General features: G+C 64.1%; 21 protein-coding genes. 12 read left to right on the plus strand and 9 right to left on the minus strand.

The genetic code is table 11. The features are described 5' to 3' along the window. Positions 1-61 precede the first annotated feature (61 nt). Genes EGM87_RS20000 through EGM87_RS20020 form a run of 5 tightly spaced genes read left to right on the plus strand, consistent with a single transcriptional unit; the run spans position 62 to position 4,711 of the window. Positions 62-865, plus strand: coding sequence for an enoyl-CoA hydratase/isomerase family protein (locus tag EGM87_RS20000; protein WP_137708985.1), 804 nt, complete (start codon positions 62-64; stop codon positions 863-865). Further along, complete coding sequence (locus EGM87_RS20005; protein WP_025548375.1) at positions 865-1,995, plus strand: NADH:flavin oxidoreductase; 1,131 nt, start codon at positions 865-867, stop codon at positions 1,993-1,995. The genes EGM87_RS20000 and EGM87_RS20005 overlap by 1 nt, the downstream gene beginning before the upstream one ends. Beyond that, complete coding sequence (locus EGM87_RS20010) at positions 1,992-2,546, plus strand: nuclear transport factor 2 family protein (protein ID WP_099186873.1); 555 nt, start codon at positions 1,992-1,994, stop codon at positions 2,544-2,546. Before EGM87_RS20005 ends, EGM87_RS20010 begins: the two co-directional genes overlap by 4 nt. A gap of 28 nt (positions 2,547-2,574) precedes the next feature. Next, positions 2,575-3,342: an SDR family NAD(P)-dependent oxidoreductase gene (locus tag EGM87_RS20015; protein WP_137708984.1), complete on the plus strand. Its 768-nt coding sequence runs from the start codon at positions 2,575-2,577 to the stop codon at positions 3,340-3,342. Between the two features lie 58 nt (positions 3,343-3,400). After that, positions 3,401-4,711 (plus strand): DUF1214 domain-containing protein, encoded by a 1,311-nt coding sequence (locus tag EGM87_RS20020; RefSeq protein ID WP_253719212.1) that lies wholly within the window; start codon positions 3,401-3,403, stop codon positions 4,709-4,711. 53 nt (positions 4,712-4,764) lie between these two features. Here EGM87_RS20020 and EGM87_RS20025 read toward each other — a convergent pair whose 3' ends face one another. Then, positions 4,765-5,763 (minus strand): alpha/beta fold hydrolase, encoded by a 999-nt coding sequence (locus EGM87_RS20025; protein WP_137708982.1) that lies wholly within the window; start codon positions 5,761-5,763, stop codon positions 4,765-4,767. Positions 5,764-5,832: 69 nt separating this feature from the next. Next, positions 5,833-6,984: a Gfo/Idh/MocA family protein gene (locus EGM87_RS20030; protein WP_137708981.1), complete on the minus strand. Its 1,152-nt coding sequence runs from the start codon at positions 6,982-6,984 to the stop codon at positions 5,833-5,835. Positions 6,985-7,068: 84 nt separating this feature from the next. Between EGM87_RS20030 and EGM87_RS20035 the strand changes: the two genes are divergently transcribed. Then, a complete protein-coding gene (locus EGM87_RS20035; RefSeq protein WP_137708980.1) occupies positions 7,069-7,710 on the plus strand; it encodes a TetR/AcrR family transcriptional regulator in 642 nt (213 codons plus the stop codon). Positions 7,711-7,767: 57 nt separating this feature from the next. Here the strand turns inward: EGM87_RS20035 and EGM87_RS20040 are convergent, their stop codons facing one another. Continuing rightward, on the minus strand, positions 7,768-9,510 hold the full coding sequence (locus EGM87_RS20040) for an N-acyl-D-amino-acid deacylase family protein (RefSeq protein WP_137708979.1): 1,743 nt from the start codon (positions 9,508-9,510) through the stop codon (positions 7,768-7,770). A 98-nt stretch (positions 9,511-9,608) separates the two neighbouring features. On the opposite strand from EGM87_RS20040, the gene EGM87_RS20045 reads away from it, so the two are divergent. The 3 genes from EGM87_RS20045 to EGM87_RS20055 all read left to right on the plus strand — a co-directional run bounded on the left by EGM87_RS20045 (position 9,609) and on the right by EGM87_RS20055 (position 12,215). After that, entirely contained in the window at positions 9,609-10,250 is a 642-nt protein-coding gene (locus EGM87_RS20045) for a TetR/AcrR family transcriptional regulator (protein ID WP_137708978.1), read from the plus strand. Positions 10,251-10,347: 97 nt separating this feature from the next. Then, positions 10,348-11,313 (plus strand): SDR family NAD(P)-dependent oxidoreductase, encoded by a 966-nt coding sequence (locus EGM87_RS20050; RefSeq protein ID WP_137708977.1) that lies wholly within the window; start codon positions 10,348-10,350, stop codon positions 11,311-11,313. After that, a complete protein-coding gene (locus tag EGM87_RS20055; RefSeq protein ID WP_137708976.1) occupies positions 11,310-12,215 on the plus strand; it encodes an acyl-CoA thioesterase in 906 nt (301 codons plus the stop codon). Before EGM87_RS20050 ends, EGM87_RS20055 begins: the two co-directional genes overlap by 4 nt. Positions 12,216-12,366: 151 nt before the next feature. Here the strand turns inward: EGM87_RS20055 and EGM87_RS20060 are convergent, their stop codons facing one another. After that, on the minus strand, positions 12,367-13,620 hold the full coding sequence (locus tag EGM87_RS20060; RefSeq protein ID WP_137708975.1) for an MFS transporter: 1,254 nt from the start codon (positions 13,618-13,620) through the stop codon (positions 12,367-12,369). A gap of 135 nt (positions 13,621-13,755) precedes the next feature. On the opposite strand from EGM87_RS20060, the gene EGM87_RS20065 reads away from it, so the two are divergent. After that, on the plus strand, positions 13,756-14,565 hold the full coding sequence (locus EGM87_RS20065) for an enoyl-CoA hydratase/isomerase family protein (protein ID WP_253719213.1): 810 nt from the start codon (positions 13,756-13,758) through the stop codon (positions 14,563-14,565). 54 nt (positions 14,566-14,619) lie between these two features. On the opposite strand, the gene EGM87_RS20070 is transcribed toward EGM87_RS20065, so the two are convergent. After that, the gene (locus EGM87_RS20070; protein WP_061936757.1) at positions 14,620-15,603 is read right to left on the minus strand and encodes a TauD/TfdA dioxygenase family protein; all 984 of its coding nucleotides are present in this window, start codon (positions 15,601-15,603) and stop codon (positions 14,620-14,622) included. A 287-nt stretch (positions 15,604-15,890) separates the two neighbouring features. Here EGM87_RS20070 and EGM87_RS20075 point away from each other — a divergent pair, with 287 nt between their 5' ends. Continuing rightward, on the plus strand, positions 15,891-16,997 hold the full coding sequence (locus EGM87_RS20075; protein ID WP_061936754.1) for an amidohydrolase family protein: 1,107 nt from the start codon (positions 15,891-15,893) through the stop codon (positions 16,995-16,997). Positions 16,998-17,050: 53 nt separating this feature from the next. Here the strand turns inward: EGM87_RS20075 and EGM87_RS20080 are convergent, their stop codons facing one another. After that, complete coding sequence (locus EGM87_RS20080; protein WP_137708973.1) at positions 17,051-17,797, minus strand: enoyl-CoA hydratase-related protein; 747 nt, start codon at positions 17,795-17,797, stop codon at positions 17,051-17,053. After that, complete coding sequence (locus tag EGM87_RS20085) at positions 17,794-18,897, minus strand: epoxide hydrolase family protein (RefSeq protein WP_137708972.1); 1,104 nt, start codon at positions 18,895-18,897, stop codon at positions 17,794-17,796. Before EGM87_RS20085 ends, EGM87_RS20080 begins: the two co-directional genes overlap by 4 nt. A 171-nt stretch (positions 18,898-19,068) precedes the next feature. On the opposite strand from EGM87_RS20085, the gene EGM87_RS20090 reads away from it, so the two are divergent. Next, complete coding sequence (locus tag EGM87_RS20090) at positions 19,069-19,917, plus strand: metal-dependent hydrolase (RefSeq protein WP_171009954.1); 849 nt, start codon at positions 19,069-19,071, stop codon at positions 19,915-19,917. 56 nt (positions 19,918-19,973) lie between these two features. On the opposite strand, the gene EGM87_RS20095 is transcribed toward EGM87_RS20090, so the two are convergent. Then, positions 19,974-21,548, minus strand: coding sequence for an AMP-binding protein (locus EGM87_RS20095; RefSeq protein WP_137708970.1), 1,575 nt, complete (start codon positions 21,546-21,548; stop codon positions 19,974-19,976). Between the two features lie 109 nt (positions 21,549-21,657). Further along, positions 21,658-23,001, minus strand: coding sequence for an MFS transporter (locus EGM87_RS20100; RefSeq protein ID WP_253719214.1), 1,344 nt, complete (start codon positions 22,999-23,001; stop codon positions 21,658-21,660). Positions 23,002-23,003: the final 2 nt, after the last annotated feature.

A 23,003-nucleotide genomic window follows, 5' to 3' on the forward strand; every position in this document is an offset into this window, starting at 1 on the left:
CCGTCTTTTGGTCGACTATGGTCCACAGCCACGCGGAATGAAAGAAAAGGACGGGAGCCAGATGGGCGACATCTTGCGCGACATGCCGGTCGAGGGCGTCTGCCGACTGACGCTGAACCGGCCCGATGCGCTCAATTCACTGACCTATGCCATGTATGCCGAACTGATCGGCCATCTGGAGGCCGTGCGCTACGATCATGATGTGCGGGTCGTCCTGCTGACGGGCGCGGGGCGGGGCTTCTGCGCGGGTCATGATATTCGCGGCGCAGGCAAGCCCGATTGGGTGGCCGAAGAGTTGGGCAAGGCGCAGTTCCAGCAGCGGGTCATGGCCAGGCTGGGCCAGATTCCGCTGCTGATGCGCGCCCTGCCGCAGCCTGTGATCTGCGCGGTGAACGGCGTGACAGCGGGCGCAGGCTATCCGATCGCAATCGCCGCCGACATGACCATCGCGGCGCGCTCCGCCAAGTTCGTCAACGCCTTCCACAATGCGGGGACGGGCCATGAAATGGGCTTTTCCTACCTGCTGCCGCGCCTGGTCGGATTGCAGCGCGCCGCCGAGCTGATGTTGACGGGCCGCCCCGTGATGGCCGAGGAAGCCGAACGGATCGGCCTCATCCTGCGCTGCGTCGACGACGATGCGCTGATGGAGGAGGCGCTCAAGCTGGCGGAGGCGGTGATGGTCAACAGCCCGATCGGCATCGCCCTCACCAAAAGCTCGCTCCAGTTCAATGTCGACGCGCCCAGCCTGGAAGCGGCGATCGAAATGGAGAACCGCGCCATCTTCATGAGTCAGTCGACCGCCGACACCGCCGAGAAGCGGGCCGCCTTCATCGAGAAGCGCAAACCCCTGTTCAGGGGGAAATGATGAGCCTGATCGATCCTCTGCTCAGCCCTCTAACTCTGCGTGGCCTGACCCTGCCGAACCGGGTGGTGATGGCGCCAATGACCCGTTACCGCTCGCCGCTGGGCGTGCCGACCGATGACGTGGCGAGCTATTATGGTCGCCGCGCCGCAACGGGGCTGGGCGCAATCCTGACGGAAGGGGTTGCGCTGCCGCATTATGCGGCGGCCGATCATCCGGACATACCGCGCATCGACGGGGTCGAGGCGCTGGCCGGCTGGCGCAAGCTGGTCGATGTCGTGCATGATGCGGGCGGGCGGATCATTCCCCAGCTCTGGCATCAGGGGCCGATGTGGAATGTCGAATATGCCGGCACCGGCACCGGCAATCCGATGCGGCCGTCGGGCATCTGGGGTCCGCCGGACGGCATCATCTCCTTCCGTGAGGAGGGACGGGTGGAGAGCTTGGCGCCTGTGCCGCCGATGAGCGAAAGCGATATTGCCGACATCATCGCCGCCTACCGCCAGGCGGCTCGCAATGCGGTGGCGCTGGGCGTGGACGGCATCGCCATCCATGGCGCGCATGGCTATCTGATCGACAGCTTCCTGTGGGACTATACCAACCGGCGCGAAGACCGATGGGGCGAACGCGCCGCCTTCGGCGTGGCGGTGGTGAAGGCGATCCGGGCGGAGATTGGCGAGGATATGCCGATCGTGCTGCGCTTTTCCCAATTCAAGATGCAGGATTACCGCGCCATGCTGGCGGATACGCCGGATGGCCTTGGCGCGTTGCTCGGGCCGCTGGCCGATGCGGGGGTCGACCTGTTCGATGCCAGCCAGCGCTATTTCGACACGCCGATTTTCGACGGATCGCCGCTCAATCTGGCGGGCTGGGCGAAGAAGCTGACCGGCAAGGCGTCCATGACCGTGGGCGGCGTCGCGCTGGACAAGGCCAAGGGCAAGGCCAGGCATATCGACGACAGCCAGCAGTCGGTGAACAATCTGCCGCTGCTGATCGAACGGTTCGAAAAGGGCGAGTTCGATCTGGTCGGCGTCGGCCGGGCGATCCTCAACGATCCGGACTGGTTCGGCAAGGCAAAGCGGGACGAACCCTTCCTGCCGTTCGACCCCGCCAATCTGGAGCGGCTGGCATGAACGAACTGGAGGCGCGGATCGACCGGCTGGAATCGCTGGCGGCGATCCAGCAGCTTCCAATCCGTTACGCGATCGCAGTGGACAGCCGGGATATGGACGCCTGGGTCGATCTGTTCATCCCTGACGTCTATTGTGGGGCGCGCGGCAGCGGGCGCGATGTGCTCAAGTCCATCATCACGCCCGCGGTCAGGACTTTCTATCGGTCCGTCCACCAGATTTGCGGGCACCGGGTCGAATTTGACGATGCCGATCATGCGCATGGCGTGGTCTATTGCCGCGCCGAGCATGAGGACCAGGGCAAATGGGTGGTCATGGCGATCGCTTATTTCGACACATATGAACGGCGGGATGGCGAGTGGTTCTTCGTCCGGCGACGGGAAAAACACTGGTATTCGGCCGATTGGCAGGAACGGCCGGCGGCCCCCTTCACCGGTTGGGCCGGGCATGACAATCCGCCTGATCTTCCTCAGGATTTCGACAGTTGGGCGCGTTTCTGGGCGGACATGGACGGGCAGGACATCGGCCGCCTGACCGACCGGCCGGCACATTGACGGATAAACAATCGGCAGGAGATTCAGGATGGGCGACAGGCGGCGTTTCGAGGGGCGATCGGTTTTCATCACCGGCGCCGGATCGGGCATTGGTGAAGCGACGGCGCATGCCTTTGCCGAGGAAGGCGCGAAGGTGGCGATTGCCGAACTGGCCCCGGCCAGGGGCGAAGCCGTGCGCGACGCCATCCGGGCCAAGGGCGGCACCGCCCTGTTCGTCGCCACCGACGCCACGGACGAGGCGTCGGTGAAGGCCGCGATCGCCGCCGCCAACGAGGCGCATGGTCCCATCGCCCACGCCTTCAACAATATCGGCATGTCGCGCCCCGGCAGCATCGAGGAGATGAGCCTGGAGGATTGGAACTGGACGATCAGCATTTCGCTGACCAGCACCTTTCTGGCGATGAAATATGAAATCCCGGTGATGAAGGCCAATGGCGGCGGCACCATCGTCAATACCGCATCCATGGCGGCGCGGCTCTACACGCCGTCCGCGCCCTGCTCCTATGCCGCGGCGAAGGCGGGGGTCATCCATCTCAGCCATCATGCGAGCTGCGCCTATGCGGACGACAATATCCGCGTGAACAGCGTGCTTCCGGGGCTGACCGCGACGCCGCAGATCGCATCCATGTTCACCGCCGAGGAGCAGGCGGAGATTGCGGGCGAGAATCAGGTGATCCGCCGCGCGGTCGATCCCCGCGAAATCGCCAATGCGGTGCTCTTCCTGTCGAGCGACGAGGCATCGATGATCACTGGGCGCGGGATCGAAGTGTCGGGCGGACGCAGGCACGGAAGCTGACATCAGCCCGTCGGGCGGCGCCCGGCCGCCCGAGGAAATGACGATATGGAGAAGGAGAGTGCCGGATGAGGACGCGAAGGACTTTGCACTGTCACGCCGGGGCCTTCTGGGCGCCGCGCTCTGCACAACGGTCGGCGGCCTGCTGCCGGCATCCGCATCGGGCGCGGCCATGAACAGCAGCGCCGCGCCTGCCGCCGCGCTCAGGGACTGGAGCGCCTATGCCGACCTGTTGAAACCGGCAGGGGCGCTCAACGCCATGACCGGCTTTCCCGAGGATGGCCAGATCCGCGCCGAGCTTTATCGACAACTGGTGATGAACATCGCGCAATCCTATGTCTGGTATTTCCAGTCGACGCCTGAACATCCCGACTGGATGCCGTTCGAAAACAGCATCTTCCTGCTGCAACCCAATCCTGACGCCATTTACCACATCGCGCCGGTCAGCGGCGACGGCGTCTACAAGATCAGCGGCTATCGCGGCACCAACAAGGTGATGGGTTTCGCCGTCGGCCGCGGCATGTTCGGCACGCAAGACCCCAAACCCGGCTTCAACAATTATGATGCCGATGGCCTGACGCTGGACAAGGACGGCTATTTCGAGGTGATATTCAGCGCGGAAAGGCCCAAGGACTGGACCGGCGACTGGCGTTATCTCGATCCTCAGGCGGGCGACATCATGATCCGCCAGTTTGCCTATGACTGGGGCGTCGACGTGGATGCGCGCTTCGCCATCGAACGGCTGGACAAACCGCCACTGAAACCCCGTCTGACGCAGGAACAGATCGCTGCGCGGCTCGACGCGATCATGGGCGGGTTCGTCGAGCGTTTCTCGCGCATCTGCATCGGCTATCAGAACAAGGTCATCCATGATCTTGGCCTGAACGTCATGGAATTGTCGGGCTTCGAAGATCTGGGAAACAGCGGCGAATGGCCGCAAAAATATTTCCGGTGCATCTATGACTATCAGCCGGGCGAAGCGCTGATCATCGAGACGGAATTGCCCGAGAACTGCAAATATTGGAATGTGCAGCTTAACGACGAACTCTGGAACCAGATCGAGTTCGGCTATCGCCAGAGCAGCCTGAACGCGATGCAGGCGAAGCTGGACAGCGACGGCAAGTTCCGCGCCGTGATCGCGTTGGAAGACCCGGGCATCGCCAATTGGCTCGACAGCGGCGGTCACAGGCGGGGCATGCTGGTGGGGCGCTGGCATGGCGCGGACAGCTATCCGATGCCGACGATCAGGAAAGTGCCGCTTTCCGAAATCGCCAGCCACCTGCCCGCCGACACGCCCAAAGTGACGCCGGATGAGCGCGAGGCTGCCCTGCGCAAGCGCAATCTGGGGCTCCAGATGCGCAGGCGCTGGTAGGATATTCTTCCGGCATCCCCGGCGCAGGGGGATGCCGGGGCCTATCGCATGTTTCAGTGCAGGCCTTCCGCAGCGGCGACCATGCGCGACCAGTCATTAAGGCGCTGCCACAATATGGCGCGGGTGGAAGCGAAATTGTGCATGTGCGCCATGCGCGGCACGATGAAGAGCGAGACGTCGCGGGAAGCGGAATAGGCCGACGGCTCGCGATAAGGCTCGGGGCAGGTATCCCGCTCGCCATCCCCGACCAGCACCGGCACCGCGACACGCGCCGCATCTTCCGCGAAGACGCCGGGCAGCATCATCCGCACCGCGCAATGCGGGATGGTGAGGCTGCCGAATATCGGAGCGGTCTGCCGGATCGGGTATCCGCCCTTCATATCCTCCTCCAATATGTCGGCGGGCACATCTTCCCAGTGGAAGGGGTAGACATAATCGACGCCCTCATGGTCGTGGTCCAGATGGCTTGTGACTTCCCCACTCGCCACCTTGTCGAAGCGGCGCATGCCATGTTCGAAAGCGGCCTTGTCGCGCTGGGGCAAGGCGGTGTGGATCGCGCTGACGCCGAAAGGCGCAATCGCGTCGAAGGTGGCGAAGCGGCCCTGCGTCAATATGCTGACGCCGCCGCCCATGGACTGTCCCATGCCCACCAGGAAGAGCGACGGCAAGCCGGGAAAACCCTCCGCCGCCGTGCCGTCGCGCAGGGAAGCGGCAACCTGCCGCACGCAGGCGTCATGGGTCGCCGCCATCGTCTGGAAATCGATGCTGGAGAGGTCCGGGATGCTGCTTTCCCCGACGCCCACATGGTCGATGGCGACGTGGATCAGGCCGTGCCGCGCTTGCCATTCCGCCTCGTCATAGCCTTCATGACCCTCGAAGCGCATCATGAAATAATGGCGCGAATATCCGCCGCCCGGACAGGCGAAGATCGCGACGGGCCGGTCCGGCATCGCGGACGGATCGGGCAATGTCAGCGTGACGGCCATTTCGACCCTGTCTCCCAATTGTGGGGCGGCCGTAGTGACATCAATGCGCTTATGCACTCTCAGCATATGCTTCTCTCCCTGCAAATATCCCCTGGCCGGGCAGGCGGATCGTTTCGTTTATTGGATCGCGCCGGTTCAGCCCATGTCCTTCATGGCGATCCAGCGCCTCTCGGCATTGGCGCGCTCGACCGCCTCGACCACCCGATGTACGGCTGCCGCCTCGGTGAAGCTGGGCGATCCTTCCGTCCCGTTGCGAATGGCATCGACCATATGCCGGAACATCCAGTCCATCGCGGCGAAGGGACGCGGCTCCGCCGTGGCGCCCGCGACGCCGGGAACGGCATAATAGTCGTCCACCGTCACCTCTTCGCAGGTGCGCTGGCCATAGGTCAACAACCGCGCATCGCCGGCATAGAGCTTTGCCGAGGGGAAATTGCCGAAGCTGTCGTCGACCAGCAGCAGCCGGCCCCTGTCGCCCCAGACCTCCACCCGCCAGCCTTCGGTGTCGGGCACGCACCAGCCCGCCTGCAGGCTGCCGATGGCGCCATTCTCCATGCGCAGCACCGCGCTGCCCAGATCGTGCGTATCCGGCCGCAGCACTTCGCCATTGGGCAGGAACCATTCGGGCACGCCGGTCGTCAACATGCCGGTCGCCTCCGCTACCGGGCCGATCAGGTGCGTCAGGAACAGCAGCGAATGGGTGGCGAAATTGCGCCAGGCGCTGCCACCGCTGCTCTTTTCCGCCAGCCAATAATAGGGGTCGGTATGTTCCGAATAGGCGCAATAGGCATAGGGCTTGTCGTTGGCGACGATCAGCGGCAGCATCAACTGAACATTGAAGCCCAGCGGGCGGCCGATGAAGCCTTCATCGATCATGCGCTTCATCTTCTGCGCATGCGGCGACCAGCGGAACTGCGCGTCCACGACGCCGACGACGCCGGCGGCCCGTTGCGCGTCGCGCATCGCTTCGGCATCGGACAGGCTGACCGCGAAGGGCAGGGCGTCATAGACATGCTTGCCGTTCTTCAGCGCCGCCATGACCATGGGAAAGCGGAAGGACGGGCGCGTGCCGACATCGATGATGTGCAGGTCCGGATCGGCCGACATCTCCTCATGATTCCAATAGGCTTTGGGAATGTCATATTCCCGGGCCGCCCGTTCCGCCGTTTCCTGGCGGGAGGTGCAGATGGCCGCGACTTCCACGCCGTCGATCCGCCGCCAGGCCGCGCCATGGACCTTGAGGCTCCAGTTGGCGCTGATGATCCCGACTCTGAGTGTATCCGCCATTGCCTTGCACCTTCGCCTTGATTTAATTGAACCTATGTGTCCAATTAAAAAGAAGCCCGCGCAAGCGGGAAGGGGATCAGGAATATGATGATTGGGCACCAGGCCCGACGGCGGCGGGGGCGTCCCACGGCGGAAGAGACCCAGGCGCGCGAGCAGGCCGTCATGGAGGTCGCTGCGGCACTGTTCGAACAGCATGGCTTTGCCGGCGTGACGATGGCGGAGGTGGCGCGTCGCGCCCGCATCAGCAAGACGACGCTCTACGCCCGCTACCCCGACAAGCCGGCACTGTTCCGCGCGATATGCAGCTATGCCTGCCGCGTCCCGGCCTATCGTTTCGCGGCAGTCGCGACAGAGGGGCGTGAGCCGGACGATGTGCTGGCCGATTTTGCCGTCGCGATTGCCGAAGCGACCGCCGACCCTGCCGCTGACCGCTTCCTTCGCCTGGTCATTTTCGAAGCGCCTCGATTTCCCGAACTGGCGGAGCAGATATTGCTCGAGAGCCGCGACGTGGCCGCGCCGCTCGTCGTCTGGCTGGAGGGGCTGGCGCGGGAGGGACGGCTTGCCAGCCATGATCCGGCTTTGCTGGCGCGGCAATTCGGCGCGCTCGTGACGGGCGGTCATGATGGCCTGCTGCAATGCTCTGAACAGGAGACGGGAAAACGGATCGCCTCAGCGGTCGCATTGCTGCGGCCGCTGTTCCGCCATGAAAAAGACCGGCACGGATAGGACCGTGCCGGTCTTCAGGAGGCCCGCGCGCCCCTTATCCACGCGGACACGCCCTATTCAGGCGACCTCATGCTGCCTGGCCTGCGCGGTTGCCGGAGCGCCACGAACGCCGCGCACCAGACGGCCCGGCAGCGCGTCGGTCGCTTCACCATTGCGGTAGGTCACGGCGCCGCTGACGAGGGTCGCGACATAGCCCTTCGACTTTTGCGACAGGCGCTTGCCGCCCGCCGGCAGGTCCGCGATCACCTGCGGCCGGTGCAGGATCATGTTGGGGATGTCGAGGACATTGATGTCCGCCTTATAACCCACGCCCAGCACGCCGCGATCGCACAGGCCCACGGAGTTTGCGGGCTGGCTGGTCAACGCCTTGATCGCGGTCGGCAGGTCCAGACCGTCCCGGCCCAGCCGCCCGGTCAGCAGATAGGTGGTATAGGCCGCGTCGCAGATCATGCCGTAATGCGCCCCGCCATCGCCCAGCGCGACGATCATATTGTCCTGCCCGATCAGGTCGCGGCTCTGGGCGAGATATTCGGGCACGTCGGACGAATAGGAACAGAGGATCGCCCGGCCTTCATCCTCCAGCAGCGCGTCGTAGATCATTTCGCGCGGATCGACGCCGCGCCGCGCCGCTTCCGCCTGAATGCTGTCCTCGGCCGCGAAATTGTAATCGGCCGGATCGCTGATGCGGAACAGCGCTTTGATCGACTTGATCAGCCCGACGAAGGCGGGGTTCGGATCGTCCGGCTCCTCCGCGATCAGGCGCGCGCGCAGTTCCGGATCGCGCATCCGCGCCACCTTTTCCTCCAGCGGCAGCTTGGCCAGCGGGCGGAAGCTGGGGTTGAGCGAGAAGGGGTGGTAGCTGAGCTCCAGCCCGTACATGACGCCCATCGGACGCGGCATGAACTGGCAACGGATGGTCAGGCCATCAGCCGCCGCCTGGCGCACGCCTTCGACATAGCGGCCCCAATTGTCCGGCCGCGTCGGCATGGCGATCAGGCTGAAGGTCACGGGAACGCCCGCCTGCTGGGCGATGGTGCGGAAAATCTTCAGTTCCACCTCGGCATCATTGTCGAGATTGGGGTTGCACTGGAACGTGCCAGCGCCCGCATCCTTCAGGCCCTCGGCCAGGGCCAATACCTCGTCCAGCTCCGTCGTGACCGAAGGCGCGAGTTCGCCGGAACGGAAACGGTGGAACAGATTGCGCGAACTGGCGACGCCCAGCGCACCGGCCTTCACCGCCTCGCTGACGCAGCGGCGCATTTCGACCAGATCCTCCAGCGTTGGAGGCTCCAGATTGGCGCCACGCTCGCCCATGACGAAGACGCGCAAGGGGCTGTGGGGGATTTGCGCGGCGAAATCGACGTCGGACACGCGCTGTTCCAGCGCGTCGAGATAGTCGGGGAAGCTGTTCCAGTTGAACGGCACGCCTTCGGCCATGACGACTTCGGGAATATCCTCGACCCCCTCCATCAGCTTGATCATCAATTGATGATCGCCGTCCCGCACCGGCGCGAAGCCGACGCCGCAATTGCCCATGACGACGGTGGTGACGCCGTGATTGGACGAAGGAGCCATGCGGTTTTCCCAGGTGATCTGGCCGTCATAATGGGTGTGGACATCGACGAAGCCGGGCGTCACCGTTAGGCCACGCGCGTCGATTTCCTCCGGAGCCGAAGCCTCGATCCTGCCGATTTCAGCGATCACGCCATCCTTCACGCCGACATCCGCGACATAGGGCTGGGCGCCGGTGCCGTCCACGATCGTGCCACCGCGGATCACCACGTCGAATTGACTGCTCATGCCTCTCCTTTCAGAATCGCCACGCAATGGAGTCGCGTAGATAAATAGTATGTGCTATTTATAGCATCGATGAAGACAGGACAATGGCCTAGTGACGCATGCATGATATTTCCGATCGTCCCCAGGACGTTGCCGTTCCTCGTCGCCGCGCCCGGCGGTCGACGGCGGAAATTCGGGCGCTCATTCTCGACGCTGCCCGCGCGGTCTTCGCGGAGCGGGGCTTTGCCGGCGCGACGACGCGCCATATCGCTGCCCGCGCGGAGGTGGCGGAGCCTTTGATCTTCAACAATTTCGGCAGCAAGGAGGCTTTGTTCATCGAAGCGGTGACCGAGCCGTTCAATGCCCGTTTCCGCGAATTCCTGGACTATAGCGACACGCTGCCACCCGACCGTGAGGAACGCAGCATGCGCTTCGTCCAGGCGCTGTATCCCTTTCTGCGCGACCATGCCGATCTGTTGCTGGCGATGGTCAAGTCCAGGGGGGACGTGGATGCGGCGGCCATTCATGGTCTGGACGACTATTTCACGCGTGCCGTCGCCCGCATGCGATCGCAATATGAGCAGGCGGGGCTGGAATTCGACGTGCCGCCGGAACTGATGGTCCGCTATGGATTCGGCATGCTGGCCGGATCGGTCCTGCTGGGCGACTGGTTCTTTCCCGAGGGCGGACCGGACCCGGACGTCGAGGAAAGCGTTCTGGCGCGCATGCTTTTCAAGGCGAGCGAACCCAAACAGCTTTGAGTTACGGCGCCGCCATTCATCACATGGCCGAAATTCCATCGCCCGGCTTGGCGGCCGGCCGGGCTGCCGCCATGGTCAGCGCCTGATGGAGGCGCGGATGGCGATCGATTTCAACGGGCAAGTGGCTGTGGTGACGGGTGCGGGCGGCGCGCTTGGTTCGGCCTTCTGCCGGGAACTGGCGCGCAGAGGGGCAGCTGTGGTCGCCAATGACCTGGGTGGAGATCCGACGGGGCAGGGCGGATCGACCGGCTCTGCCGATGCCGTCGTGGAAGAACTCAGGAATCTGGGCGCCCGCGCCATCGCCAATTACGACACGGTGGCGACCGAGACGGGAGGACAGGCCGTCGTCGATGCCGCGATGTCCGCCTTCGGCCGGGTCGACATCGTCATCTCCAATGCCGGCAATCAGCGGAATGGAGCTTTCGGCGCACTGACCGGGGAGGACATCGAATCCGTGCTGGCCGTTCATGTGAAGGGCGCGTTCAACATATGCCAGCCCGCCTATCGCGCCATGACGGAGCAGGGCTATGGCCGGATCGTGCTGGTCAGTTCGCAATCGGGCGTATTCGGCAACCCCTATCGCGCCAATTATGGGGCCGCCAAGACGGCGCTGATCGGCCTGATGAACGTCATCGCACAGGAGGCTCCCGCAGGGATCGTCGTCAATACGCTCTTCCCCAATGCGCAGGGCGGGCGGCTGGGCGGCACCCCTGTCGAGCAGCGCCCGGACATCGCTTTCCTCAAGGCCGCAGGCGCGCGGACCCGTCATTTCATCGAAGGGATGAAGCCGGAATTCGTCGCCGCCCTGGCCTGCTATATGGCCAGCCGGGACTGCACCTCCTCCCAGCATATGTATTCGGTGCTGGGCGGCAAATATTCGCGGCTGTTCGTCGGCCTGACGCGGGGCTGGTACAGCCCCGGCCCGGACGCGCCGAGCTGCGACGACATCGCCGCCCATATCAGCGAGATCGACGACCGCTCGGAATATGACCTGCCGTTGAGCGGTCTGGACGAGATGGATACGGTCCTGTCGGTGCGGCGCGCTCTGGGACTCGATGCATGATCGCGGCGGATGGGCCGTTCCATGACGATAAACCCCTGCCGACGCGGGATGCCATTTCCGACATCCTCGATGTCACGCAAACGGGACCGGACCGGTTCACCGGATCGGCCGGAGCGCACAATCACATTGGGTCGGTGTTCGGCGGGCGATTGCTGGCCCAGGCCTTGCTGGCAGGGATGAAGACGGTGGAAGCGCTGCCCGCAAGCTCTTTCCACGCCTATTTCCTGGCCGCCGGGCGCACGGATCGGCGGCTCGACTATCAGGTTGCGCGCCTGCGCGACAGCCGTCGCTTCGCGAACCGTCAGATCACCGCCTGTCAGGATGGGCGGGCGATCTTCACGATGATGGCCGAATTCCATGCGCCAGAGGAGGGATTCGTCCATCAGAACGCAGCGATGCCTGTCGTGCCGCCGCCCGAGCGGGTCGCGCCGATCCAGCATTTCGTGCGCGAACGGGCGGCGGAGTTGGAACAGGCGGTGACGCACAACTTCGCCGCCGCCCTGGCGATAGAGATGCGCCCGATCGCGCCGGAAGACTATTTCCTCGCACGGCCGACCGAAGCGGCGCGATCATTCTGGTTCCGCCAGTCCGGCGCCGCCACTGTGGAGGACAGCCGGTTGCAGCAGTGTCTGCTCGCCTTCGCCAGCGATTACTGGCTGGGCGGCGCCGCGGCGATCCCGCATTTCCTGCCCACCAACAGCGGCGAATTCCTGATCACCAGCATGGATCATGCTGTGTGGTTCCACCGCCCTGCCCGCTGCGAGGCATGGATGCTGCATCATACGTCCAGCCCGTCGGCGGGTGATGGCTTGGGCCTCACGACGGGGCGGATTTTCGACCGCGATGGCCGTCTGATCGCGTCGACCGCCCAGGAATGCCTGATGCGCCGCCTACGGACTTGAGGCGAGCTTAGAGCCAATCGACATTCAGAAGATGACGAGCCGAAAATGGTGGTTTTCCGTGACCCGGAGCGCAGCCTACTCAAAGTAGGTGAGCACCGGAAGCACGGAAAAGCGTCATTTGCAGGCCGTCAGGGCTGAATGTCGATTGGCTCTAGTCCGGTTGGCCGCCCTCCGGATAGCGCCCCATCATCAGGTAGAACAAGGCGGCGAGAAAGAAGCTGCTTGAACAAGCCAGCAGGGCAATGTCGTAACTGCCGAAACGATCATAGGCCATGCCGATCAGGCTGGCGCCTACCGCGACGCCAAGCGCGATGCCCAGCGTCGACAGGCTGTAGATGGTGGCATAGCTGCGCAGCCCGAAATAGCGCGCGATCATGAAGGCGACGATGTCGATCTCCGCCCCCTGGCCAAGGCCGATCATCAGCACCGCGCCATAGAAAAGCGCGGGCGGTACATCGTGCTGGAGCAGCAGCAGGCAACCGACCGCAGGCGCGAAATTCAGGATGAAGGCAATTGCGGGCGCCCAGAAGCGATCGACCAGGACACCGCTGAGCAATGCGCCCATGGCGGCAGCCGCGCCCATCATCGATACCGCGCCCACGGCGGCGACGGCATCGAGCCCCTTTTCCACGCCAAGCGGCTTCATCTGGGAGAGCAACGCCACCACCGGCACATAGTTGAGAACGGACGCCGCGATGAGGATGCGGACCTTGCCATTGGCCAGCAGCGACAGCGCGCTGTCAGCGCGGGGCAGCGCGGTGCGTCCGGACCGCAGCTCCGCAGTGCGTGAGGGCACCCAGAACCAGATGAGAGGCAGCGCGATCAACAGGATGAAGGCGGCAAGCAGCAGATAGCCGCCCGACGATCCGAAGCGCAGGATCATCGGGTATAGCGCCATCGGCATCAACGCGCCCGCGACCGCCAGCCCCGACCGGCCTATGGCGAGCGCGGTCCCCCGCGTCCGCTCGAACGCGCCGCTCAGGATGCGCGTGACGGTGATGCCGGTCGTCGCCATGCCGACGAGCGCAAAGCCGAAATGCACCGCGTAGAAATAGCCGAGCGATCCGCCCATGGAAGCGAGCAGCCCATAACCGATGGCGGTCAGCAGCAGGCCCGCTGACAATATCGGTCTGACGCCGTGACGATCCGTCATTCGGCCGATGACCGGCGCGATGAAAGCGATGATCAGGCCGAAGCTGTGGACGAAGGCGATATCCCCGCGCGACCAGCCGAACTGCTGCTGCAAGGGTTCCACGAACAGGCTGGAAACCGCAGAATAGAGGGAATAGCCCAGCGATCCTGCGAACAGCGCCGCGACGCCGGGACGCCAGGCGCGCCTCCATTCCTGCGCGATCAGATGCAATTGGGATGTACCGGCGGCGTCAGGGGGCGGGTGCGGGCTCATGCCCCATTCCTGCGCGAAAGCGGGCGATGGGAACAGCCGCATTCCATTTCTACGCATATGTGTAGAGACCATGGCCATGGCTTGCCAGCGGGTCGACGGCGGCGGCACCGTCATGGCCATGTTGGGGAGAGGATGATGGCCGAGGATATTGTCGTCGAACGGCTGACGGACGGCCAGGGAATCGCGCTCGTAACGCTCAATCGGCCCGCGCGCATGAACGCCCTGCTTCGGGAGACGGTCGCCCGCTTCAACGGGCTGATGGACGAACTGGCGGCCGACGCCGCCTGCCGGGCCGTCATCATCACCGGCGCCGGGCGAGGCTTCTGTTCAGGGCAGGATCTCGCGGCGTCCAACCAGCGTAACCAGACGGGCAGCAGCGGCGTCATCGAGAAACTTCACTGGCAACAACTGTTCGCCGGCATGGGCGGACGCATCCGGTCCATGCCGAAACTGGTGATCGCGGCTGTCAACGGCCCGGCTGTGGGTGCGGGCATGGCGATCGCGCTCAGCGCCGATGTACGGATCGCGACCCCCGCCGCGAAATTTCTGGTGGCGGCGGTGCGGATCGGGCTGACAGGCGGCGAGAGCGGCATCTCCTATCTGCTGCCGCGCATGATCGGCGCGGCGCGAGCCTTCGACATATTGCTGACCGGCCGCGCGATCGAGGCGGAGGAAGCCGAGCGCATCGGCCTTGTGCGATCGCTGTCCGATCCGCAGTCGCTGATCGATGACGCCATCGCCTATGCGCGCTCCGTTCTGGCGAACAGCCCCTATTCGGTCGCCCATACCAAGGCATTGATGTGGGCCAATCTGGACGCCAACAGCTATGAAGCCGCGATCCAGGCGGAGAACCGGGCGCAGATACTGGGCACGATGACGGAGGATTATAGCGAGGCGACCGCCGCTTTCATGGAAAAGCGGCCGCCGCATTTTTCGGGACGATAGGCCAAAGGCGCCCCATCACGGCCCGAAGGCGGTGACAAGGCGCTCCCCTGATTGTCAATCCACGATCCGCTTGACGGCCCGGTTGCGGTCGAGCGTGGGATCGAGATAGCGGCCCACCGCATAGTCGCCCATGATCGTGGTGCGTCGGGCGCTGCGTGGGACGTTCAACGGCACGCCCTCCGCATGGTGGATCATCCGCCAATTGTCCCATACCAGCATGTCGTTCTTCTGCCAGTCGTGGAAATAGGCATGTCGCTCATCGGTCAGATGCCCCGCCAGTTCGGCGAGCAGCGAATCGCTTTCGGCCCGATCCATGCCCAGAATATACTGCGCCTGCAGCGGCGAAATCTTCAGCGCCTTGCGCCCGGTCTCCCGCTGGGTGATGACCATCGGGTGGACGACGGGCGGGAAATCATATTTCGTTCCGCCAGAAGGCGTGTCGCGCGCCAAGGCACGGAGATCGGCCGGGACGCCATATTTGCACTGCATGAAGTCCGTCACGAAATGATAGACGACCTCCATGCCGTCGATCTTCTCCTTCATTCCGGGCGACAGCCGCTCATAGGCTTCGATCGCATCGATGAACCCGGTTCGGCCAAGCTGCGTCGCCGGCTTCTCCATGCGGAGCACCGCGCCGCGCACGATCGTCGGCATGAAGCTCTGGTCCCAATGCCACGGGATATAGCCCGCCCGGTCATGCCCGCCGAAATGATAATCGGTCTGGAAGCGGGGCTTGTCGTCCGCCGGGTCATATTTCAGCGTCATCATGAACTGGTTATTGGGATCGTTCATATCGGCGGTCGCAGCCGGCTCCATCTCCCCGAACAGACGGCTCAGCCGCATCTGCGCTTCGTCATCGGCATCGGGATCGCGGAACAGCAGCAGTCCGGCCTCGATCCATATGTCGCGGATTGCGTTTGCCATGTTGTCGTCCAGCGGGCGCGACAGATCGACGCCGATGATCTCCGCACCGAAACCGGGGCTGAGTGCGCGGACCTTGAGCCCGGCCCTTTCCTGAACCTCGTCTTCTTTCAGCATCATTCTCTCCTCGCGCATGCGGCCGGGCCATAACGGCGGACCAGTGCGCTCATGTTAAACCTTATCCATTGCCCCTATAATCGGGCAATTTTCGAAAAAACTATTCAATATCATTGAACAATGATCTTGAATGGACTTTCGACAACTCATCAGAAGTCTGATGACATCGCCCGGAACCCGCCCATAACGGCGCCTATTCCTTCGGCCATGCTATAAGGGCGAGCAAGACGGGGGTGGCGGACGGCAGCCCCGTGTCGGACGAGATCCCCAAGAAGGAATGGAAAAGGATGAATAGTTTCACCGCGACCCCGTGGCCCAAGGACCGCGTCATGCCGGCCCGATCGTGGGAGAGGCCCGCCGGCATGCGCGTCATTTCCAGCGACGATCATCTGATCGAGGAACCGGGGCTGTGGGAAAACCGGCTGAAGGGCGCGGACAAAGATCGCGCGCCTAAATATTGGAAGGATGAGACGGGCTTCCATCTCGAAGTCGACGGGCAGAATTATGACGTCCCCGGCCTGCCGCCGACCTTCCCTGAAGGGCGCGAGGGCTTTTGGGATGTCGACAAGCGCCTGGCGGACATGGACGCGGAGGGCATTGACGCCGCCATCATCTATCATGGCCGCCTCAACAGCCTGATCCGCATGCCGGACAAGGAATTCTGGTATCGCTGCGTCGATGTCTGCAATGAATGGGCCGCGGAATGGAAGGAAGCGGCGCCCGACCGGCTGTTCCCCGTCGCGCTGCTGCCCACCTTCCTGTGGCCGGAACGAACGAAGGATTATCTCCAGAAGCTGAAGCAGCTCGGCTACAAGGCGATCGACATTCCCGTCAGTCCCAAGGGCGTGCGCTACAACAGCAAGGATATGGACCCGTTCTGGGAAGCGATCCAGGAAAGCGGCTTTCCCGTCTCCTTCCATATCGGCGCCTATCTGCAATATAGCGGCCGGGGCTCATTGGGCGCGAACCTGAACGCCAATCTGATGCCCTTCACCGGGCTGTTCGGGCAGTTGGTTTTCTCCGGCCTGTTCGACCGTTTCCCCGGCCTGCGCGTCGTCTTCACCGAAGGCGGCGCGAGCTGGGTGCCCGGCACGCTGGAAAATGCCGACAAGGTCGCACGCGACTATGCGACCGAATTGCGGCCCAAGCTGGCGCAGAAGCCGAGCTGGTACTGGCATAACCACTGCTACACCACTTTCATGGAAGACGATGTCGCGATGGAGAATATCGCGCGCATCGGGGATGGCCGGGTGATGTGGTCGACCGACTATCCGCATCCGGAAGGTGTGATGGGCAGCAGCGACGCCATCATGAAGCGCATCTTCGACACGGTGGGTGAGCCCGCCGCGCGCAAGGTGCTGGGCGAAACGGCGGCCCAGCTCTGGGGCATCTGACCGGAAAAGGGGTAAGGGAAGGGGAGCGGATCTTTGGTTCACCCCCCTTTCTTTCAGCCGGGCGTCGCGCTGCTCCACGCCATGGCGCCCATGGCCTTGCGCTGTTGCAGCGCCTCCGTCTCGATCGCCAGCGCGTCGGCCAGCGTGCCTTCCGTTCCGCGATCGATCACGCTCTTGGACATGCGGATCAGGCCGGGATCGAGCCCGGCGATCTCCCCGGCAATCTCGATGGCTCTGGGCAGCAGTTGCGCAGCCGGCAGAAGCTCATTGACCAGGCCCACGCGCAAGGCCGTGGCGGCATCGACCGGCTGGCAGCTCAATATCATCTGGCGGGCGAAGCGCGCGCCCACGGCGCGGGGCAGGCGCGACCCCATGCCGCTGCCGGACAACGCGCCGATCTTCGCATGCGTATCGGCAAACCGGGCATTCTCGCTGGCCAGAATGAAGTCGCAACCCAGCGCCAGCTCAAGCCCGCCAGTATAGGCCGCACCGCCGACGGCGGCGATCATGGGCTTGCCTAGGCGCGGTACGCGCTGGATCAGCGCCGTCACGCCCTGGCGCGGCGCATCAGGGGCAGAGAAGGTCTTGAGGTCCAGCCCGGCGCAGAAGGCGGGCGGCGCGCCCGTCAACACGCCCACCCGCCAGCGGTCGTCCTGCACGAAAGCATCGAATGCCGCGTTCATGGCGTCGAGCAGCGCGAGATCGATCGCATTGCGTTGCGCCGGCCGGTTCATCGTCAGCAGCAATATGCCTTCGCCGGCTTCCTCGGCCAGCAGCACGCCATTCGGTTCCAGCGTCATATCCGGCTCTCGAAAAATGCGACGACGTCGCGGGCGAACGCCTGGGGTTCCTCCATCGCGGCGAAATGCCCGCCCGCGTCCATCTTCGTCATGCGGACCACATGATATTGCCGCTTGGCCAGGGCGTGGCTGGGCATGGGATAGAATTCGCCGGGAAAATGGGCGAGCGCGGTGGGCACTGTCACCGGCCCGGCCGCCAGCGCGTCGCCGTTCAGGCCGTAATACATCCATATCGACGACATCACATTGTCGGTGACAAGATAGGACATGAGGTTGGTGATCAGATGATCCTTGCTGAACCGGCTCTCTATATCGCCCTTGGTGTCGCCCCAGCGCCAGAATTTCTCGACCACCCAGGCCGCCCAGCCGACCGGATTGTCGTGCAGCGCAAGGCCGATGGTCTGCGGTTTGGTGGCCTGTTCGTGATGATAGCCGCTTTCCGCCTCCATCACCGTGCGGACCAGCGCCCAATAGTCGAGCAGTTCCGCATCGGCATCGGCATGCGGCGGCGGCGCCATGAAGAAATTGAGATGGATCGCCGCCACGACATCGGCATGGCTGATGCCCAACTGCGTCGTCACCGCCGATCCCCAGTCGCCCCCCTGCGCGAAGAAGCGCGGATAGCCCAGCACGTCCACCATCAAGACGCGCCACAAGGCGGCGACGCGGGCGGGGCCGATCGGCCGCGGCGGCCGGCCCGACCAGCCATAGCCGGGCAGGGACGGCACGACGACGGAAAAGCCCGCCTCCACCAGCAGCGGGATCGCCTCCTGGAACTCCACCACCGATCCCGGCCATCCATGCGTCAGCAGGATCGGCGGCCTGTGCGTGTCACTGCCCCGCACATGATAGAAATGAAGGGGGATGCCGTCGATCTCGACCATGAACTGCGGCCAGCGGTTGAGCTTCTCCTCCTCCGCGCGCCAGTCATATGTGGTGCGCCAATAATCGACCAGCTCGGCCAGATAGCGCGCATCCATGCCATATTTCCACTGGTCGGGATCGTCGGGCATATAGCCGATGCGACTGTCCGCCAGCCGGTGCCGGATATGATCGAGCACGGACTGCGGCACGTCGATGCGGAAGGGGGTGGGAGTCAAAGGGCCTCTCCTCAATGATCGGCCGATTCATAATGCTTCCATCCCCTGGCCGAATATCCATGGGCGGATGCATCACAGTCATGATCGGACTCCCGGGCAGTCATGACGGGAGAACGGGCCGGTGGTACGATGGCGTATCCTTGATGACAACGAAAGAAAGAGGGGATGTCCGTGGGCATCATCATACGCTATCCACGTATCGATTTTTCGAAGGTGCGCGCGCATTGGGCGCCCAATATCGCCTTCGCCCAGTTTCAAAACGCGACGTCGATCATTCCCGCCCCGGTCGAACCCTGGCTGATCAAGGTGCTGAACATCGCGATGGAACGCCTGCCTGCCGGTTCGGAGCAATTGCGCGAGGACATGGCCGCCTTCATCGGCCAGGAATCGCAGCATTACCGCCAGCATCAGAAGTTCAACAAGGTGATCGCGGCGCAGGGCTATCCCCGGCTGGCCGAGTTCGAGAAGAAGTTGGCCGACGATCTGGACGCTTTCCTGAAGAACCGTTCGCTCAAATTCATGCTGGCCTATGCCGACGGCTTCGAATCGCTGGGCGCGGTGCAGGGCGGCATCTGGTTCGAGCGGATGGATGCGCTGATCGAAGGCGCCGACCCCAATGCCGTGGCATTCTGGAAATGGCATATGGCCGAAGAGTTCGAACATCGGGAGGTCTGCTTCCAGATCTATCACCGGATTTACAGCCGCGGCCTGTGGGGCAGGATCTGGAACGGCTATTTCTACCGTGTCTATGGCTGCCTCTATGCCATGGTTCATTTGCGGGGTTTCATGGACCGCATGTTTTCCTACCTGATCGAGCAGGACAAGAAAAGCATGACGCCTGCCCAACAAGCCGCGCTTGATCGCGACATCAAGGCGCTCAACAATTTCCAGCTCAGGGTATTTTTCCCACAACTGCTCAAGAACTTGCTGCCCTGGTACGATCCGGGGAAAAAGCCAACCCCGCCCCGGCTGTTCGATTTTCTCCGCCAGTTCGAAAAATCGGGACCGGCGGAGGCCTGAGCTGACGGTTCGCCAGAAATGACGGGGCGCGCGGCGCTGACGCCTCTTCTTCCCGGTCACGCGCTTTTATACAGTTCCTTCAGCGCGAACTTGATCACTTTCCCCGTCGAATTCATCGGCAGCGCGTCGAGGAAGGTGACGCCGCGAGGGATCTTGTAATTGGCGAGATTGGCCTTCGCCCAGCCGATCACCTCCTCCGCCGTGATGGAGGAACCGGCGGCCCGGACGATGAAGGCATGGCCCACTTCGCCGAGCCGCTGGTCGGGCACGCCGATGATGGCGGACTGGTGGATGCCGGGCAGGCCCGTCATCTGCTTCTCGATCTCCGCCGGATAGACGTTGAAGCCGCCGACGATATACATGTCCTTCAGCCGGTCGGTGAGCTTCAGATACCCGTCCGCATCCAGACAGCCGACATCGCCCGAATGCAGCCAGCCATCGGCGTCGAGCGTAGCGCGGGTCGCCTCCGGATTGTCGAGATATTCGATCAGCAGCTTGTCGTCGCGGATCAGCACTTCGCCCGGCTCTCCCACCCCCAGCGAGCGGCCATCCGGCCCGGCGACGCGGATTTCGGTGCCGGGGATCGCCGTGCCGACCGTATAGGCGATGCGCTCCATCGGATCGCCCGGTCGGGTGTGCGTGGCGGAGCCGCAGCATTCGGTCATGCCATAGCCGGTGCTGATCTCCTGGATCGGGGTTTCGGCCTGGAGCCGCTTCATCAGTTCGATCGGCACGACGGTCGATCCCGTCGACATGAAGCGCCAGCTCGAAATGTCCCAGTCGCGCCAGTTGGGAAAGGCCAGCATTTCCTGAAACACGGTCGGCGGCGCGGGCATAACGGTGATCCGGTTCTTCGCCACCAGGTCGAGCACGCTCGCCGGATCATAGGCTTCGGGCCAATAGAGCGTGCTGCCCGCGATCAGCGATGCGATCCAGCCCGCCTTGTAGGATGCGTTGTGCGAGAAGGGACCGAAGGCGGCATAGCGGTCGTCCGCCGTCTGCCGGGCGATGTCGACCCATGCCTGACCGCCGCCCAGCGACCGGCGATGATCGAACAGCGCGCCCTTGGGCGCTCCCGTCGTGCCGGACGTGAACATGAGGTCGGCCAGCGTGTCGGGCTTCACCATCGCCTCGCGCTCGGCAAGCTGCGCGTCGCTGCTGTTTGCGGCCAGCGCGACGAAATCCTCGAAACCGATTTCGCCTTCGCCCAGTTCCTGCGGTTCGGCGCGCAACACGATGCGGCGGCGCAGGCCGGGCATCGCTTCGTCCTTCAGCATGGCCGGATAATAGCGGCCCAGGAAACTGCCGATGGAAAACAGGCGGACAATCTGTCCCCGCCGCACGATGTCCGACACCTCGCCGCCCTTCAGGCGCGTGTTGAGCGGCACCATCACGCCCGCGGCGCGCTGGATGCCGATGGCGATGGCGACCCATTCCCACATATTGGGCGCCCAGATGGCGGCCCGGTCGCCCGGCCGGGCGCCGTCCGCGATCAGGGCCTTGGCGACCAGATCGGCCTGGCGGTCGAGTTCGCGATAGCTGATCGCCCCGTCAGTCTGCGAAACCAGGGCCGGGCGGTCCCCGTGACGCGCGGCGGCGCTGCGCATGAGGGCGGGAATAGTCGTCGTCATGATGGCCTTTTCGTCAGGATTCTGGTGCCGATGCCATGTTGCAGCATGGGCCGAACTTGCCTTCGAAGGAAGGACAAGCTTGGCATCACCGTGGTTGTGATGGCTGGCTTCATCGATCCAGATGGCGCAGGAAATCGGCCCGCGCCGACCAGACCATCCAGGCCGCGAGCGGTCCGGCGGTCAGCAGGCCGGTGATGATCGCCCAGCCCAGCTTCATGGGATCGCCATAGACATAATCCGTCAGGAAACCGATCAGCATCGGTCCCAGCGCATAGCCGCACAGATTGGACGCCAAAACCATCAGCGCGGCGAAGCGTCCGCGCATCTCGATGGGCGCGATCATCTGCACGGCGGCCATGGTCGGCCCGTAGCTCGACCCCATGGTCATCATCATCAGCGTGATCGCGCCGAACAGCAGGGCGAAATTGCCGGCTGCGAAGGCCGCCGCCAGAACCGGGGGAATCGCGATGCAGAAGCCGCACAGCAACCGCAGCGCCATGTCGCGGGTGCCGCGCGCGAAGCGATGGTCGATCAGCACGCCCAGCGACAGCCCGCCGACGATGCCGCCCAGCGCGACCGCGACCGACATCATCGTTCCCACCTCCGCCGCGCTGACGCCCAGCACGCGGCGGGCATAGGTCGGCGTCCATACCATCGTCCCCTGAATGGCGACGGCCATCACCGCCGATCCCAGGATCAGCCCCAGCATCAGCCGGGGATGCGCGCCGATATGGCGGAAGAAGGCGCCCCAGCTTGCCGCCTGCAGATCCGGCGGAGGCTGGCTGCGGCGCTTCGGCTCGCGAAAGGCGAAGGCCAGGAACGCGACCGCCACGCCGGGCAGACCCGTCACCACCAGGACTTGCCGCCAGGGGGCAAGTCCCGCGAACGGACCGCTCAACGGCTCCGCGCTGAACAGCGCGAGCAGGTTGCCGCCCAGCGCGTAGGACAGCGATATGCCGATGACGCCGGACACGGAAAGGCAGGCGATCGGCGTCGTCAGCCGATGACGGGGGAAGATGGAGGCAAGGAGCGACTGCCCGGCGGGGGATACCGCCGCCTCGCCCGCGCCCACCAGCAGCCGGCCGGCGAAGAGCTGGCTGTAGCTGCGCGCCAGCCCTGTGCCCGCCGCCGCCAGTGACCAGACCACGATGCCGGTGAACATGATCGCGCGCCGCGAATAACGGTCGACCAGCCCGCCGATCACCAGCCCCATCAGCCCGTAGAAGAGGGCGAAGGACAGGCCTTGCACCAGGCTGATCTGGAAATCGTTGAGGCCAAGGTCGGCCCGCATCTCCGGGATCAGCACCGATATGACTTGCCGATCGATCATCGACACGATCTGGAAGATCATCAGGATGAAGACGGTCCACCAGGCGCTGGCCGGACCATAATTGTCCGGCCAGTGACTGGTCTGGGCGGGGGCGTCGGCGGGGCCATCCACGCGCGCGTGCAAGG

Origin of the sequence: Sphingobium sp. RSMS, assembly GCF_005406185.4 — a bacterium.
GTDB classification, from domain to species: domain Bacteria; phylum Pseudomonadota; class Alphaproteobacteria; order Sphingomonadales; family Sphingomonadaceae; genus Sphingobium; species Sphingobium fuliginis.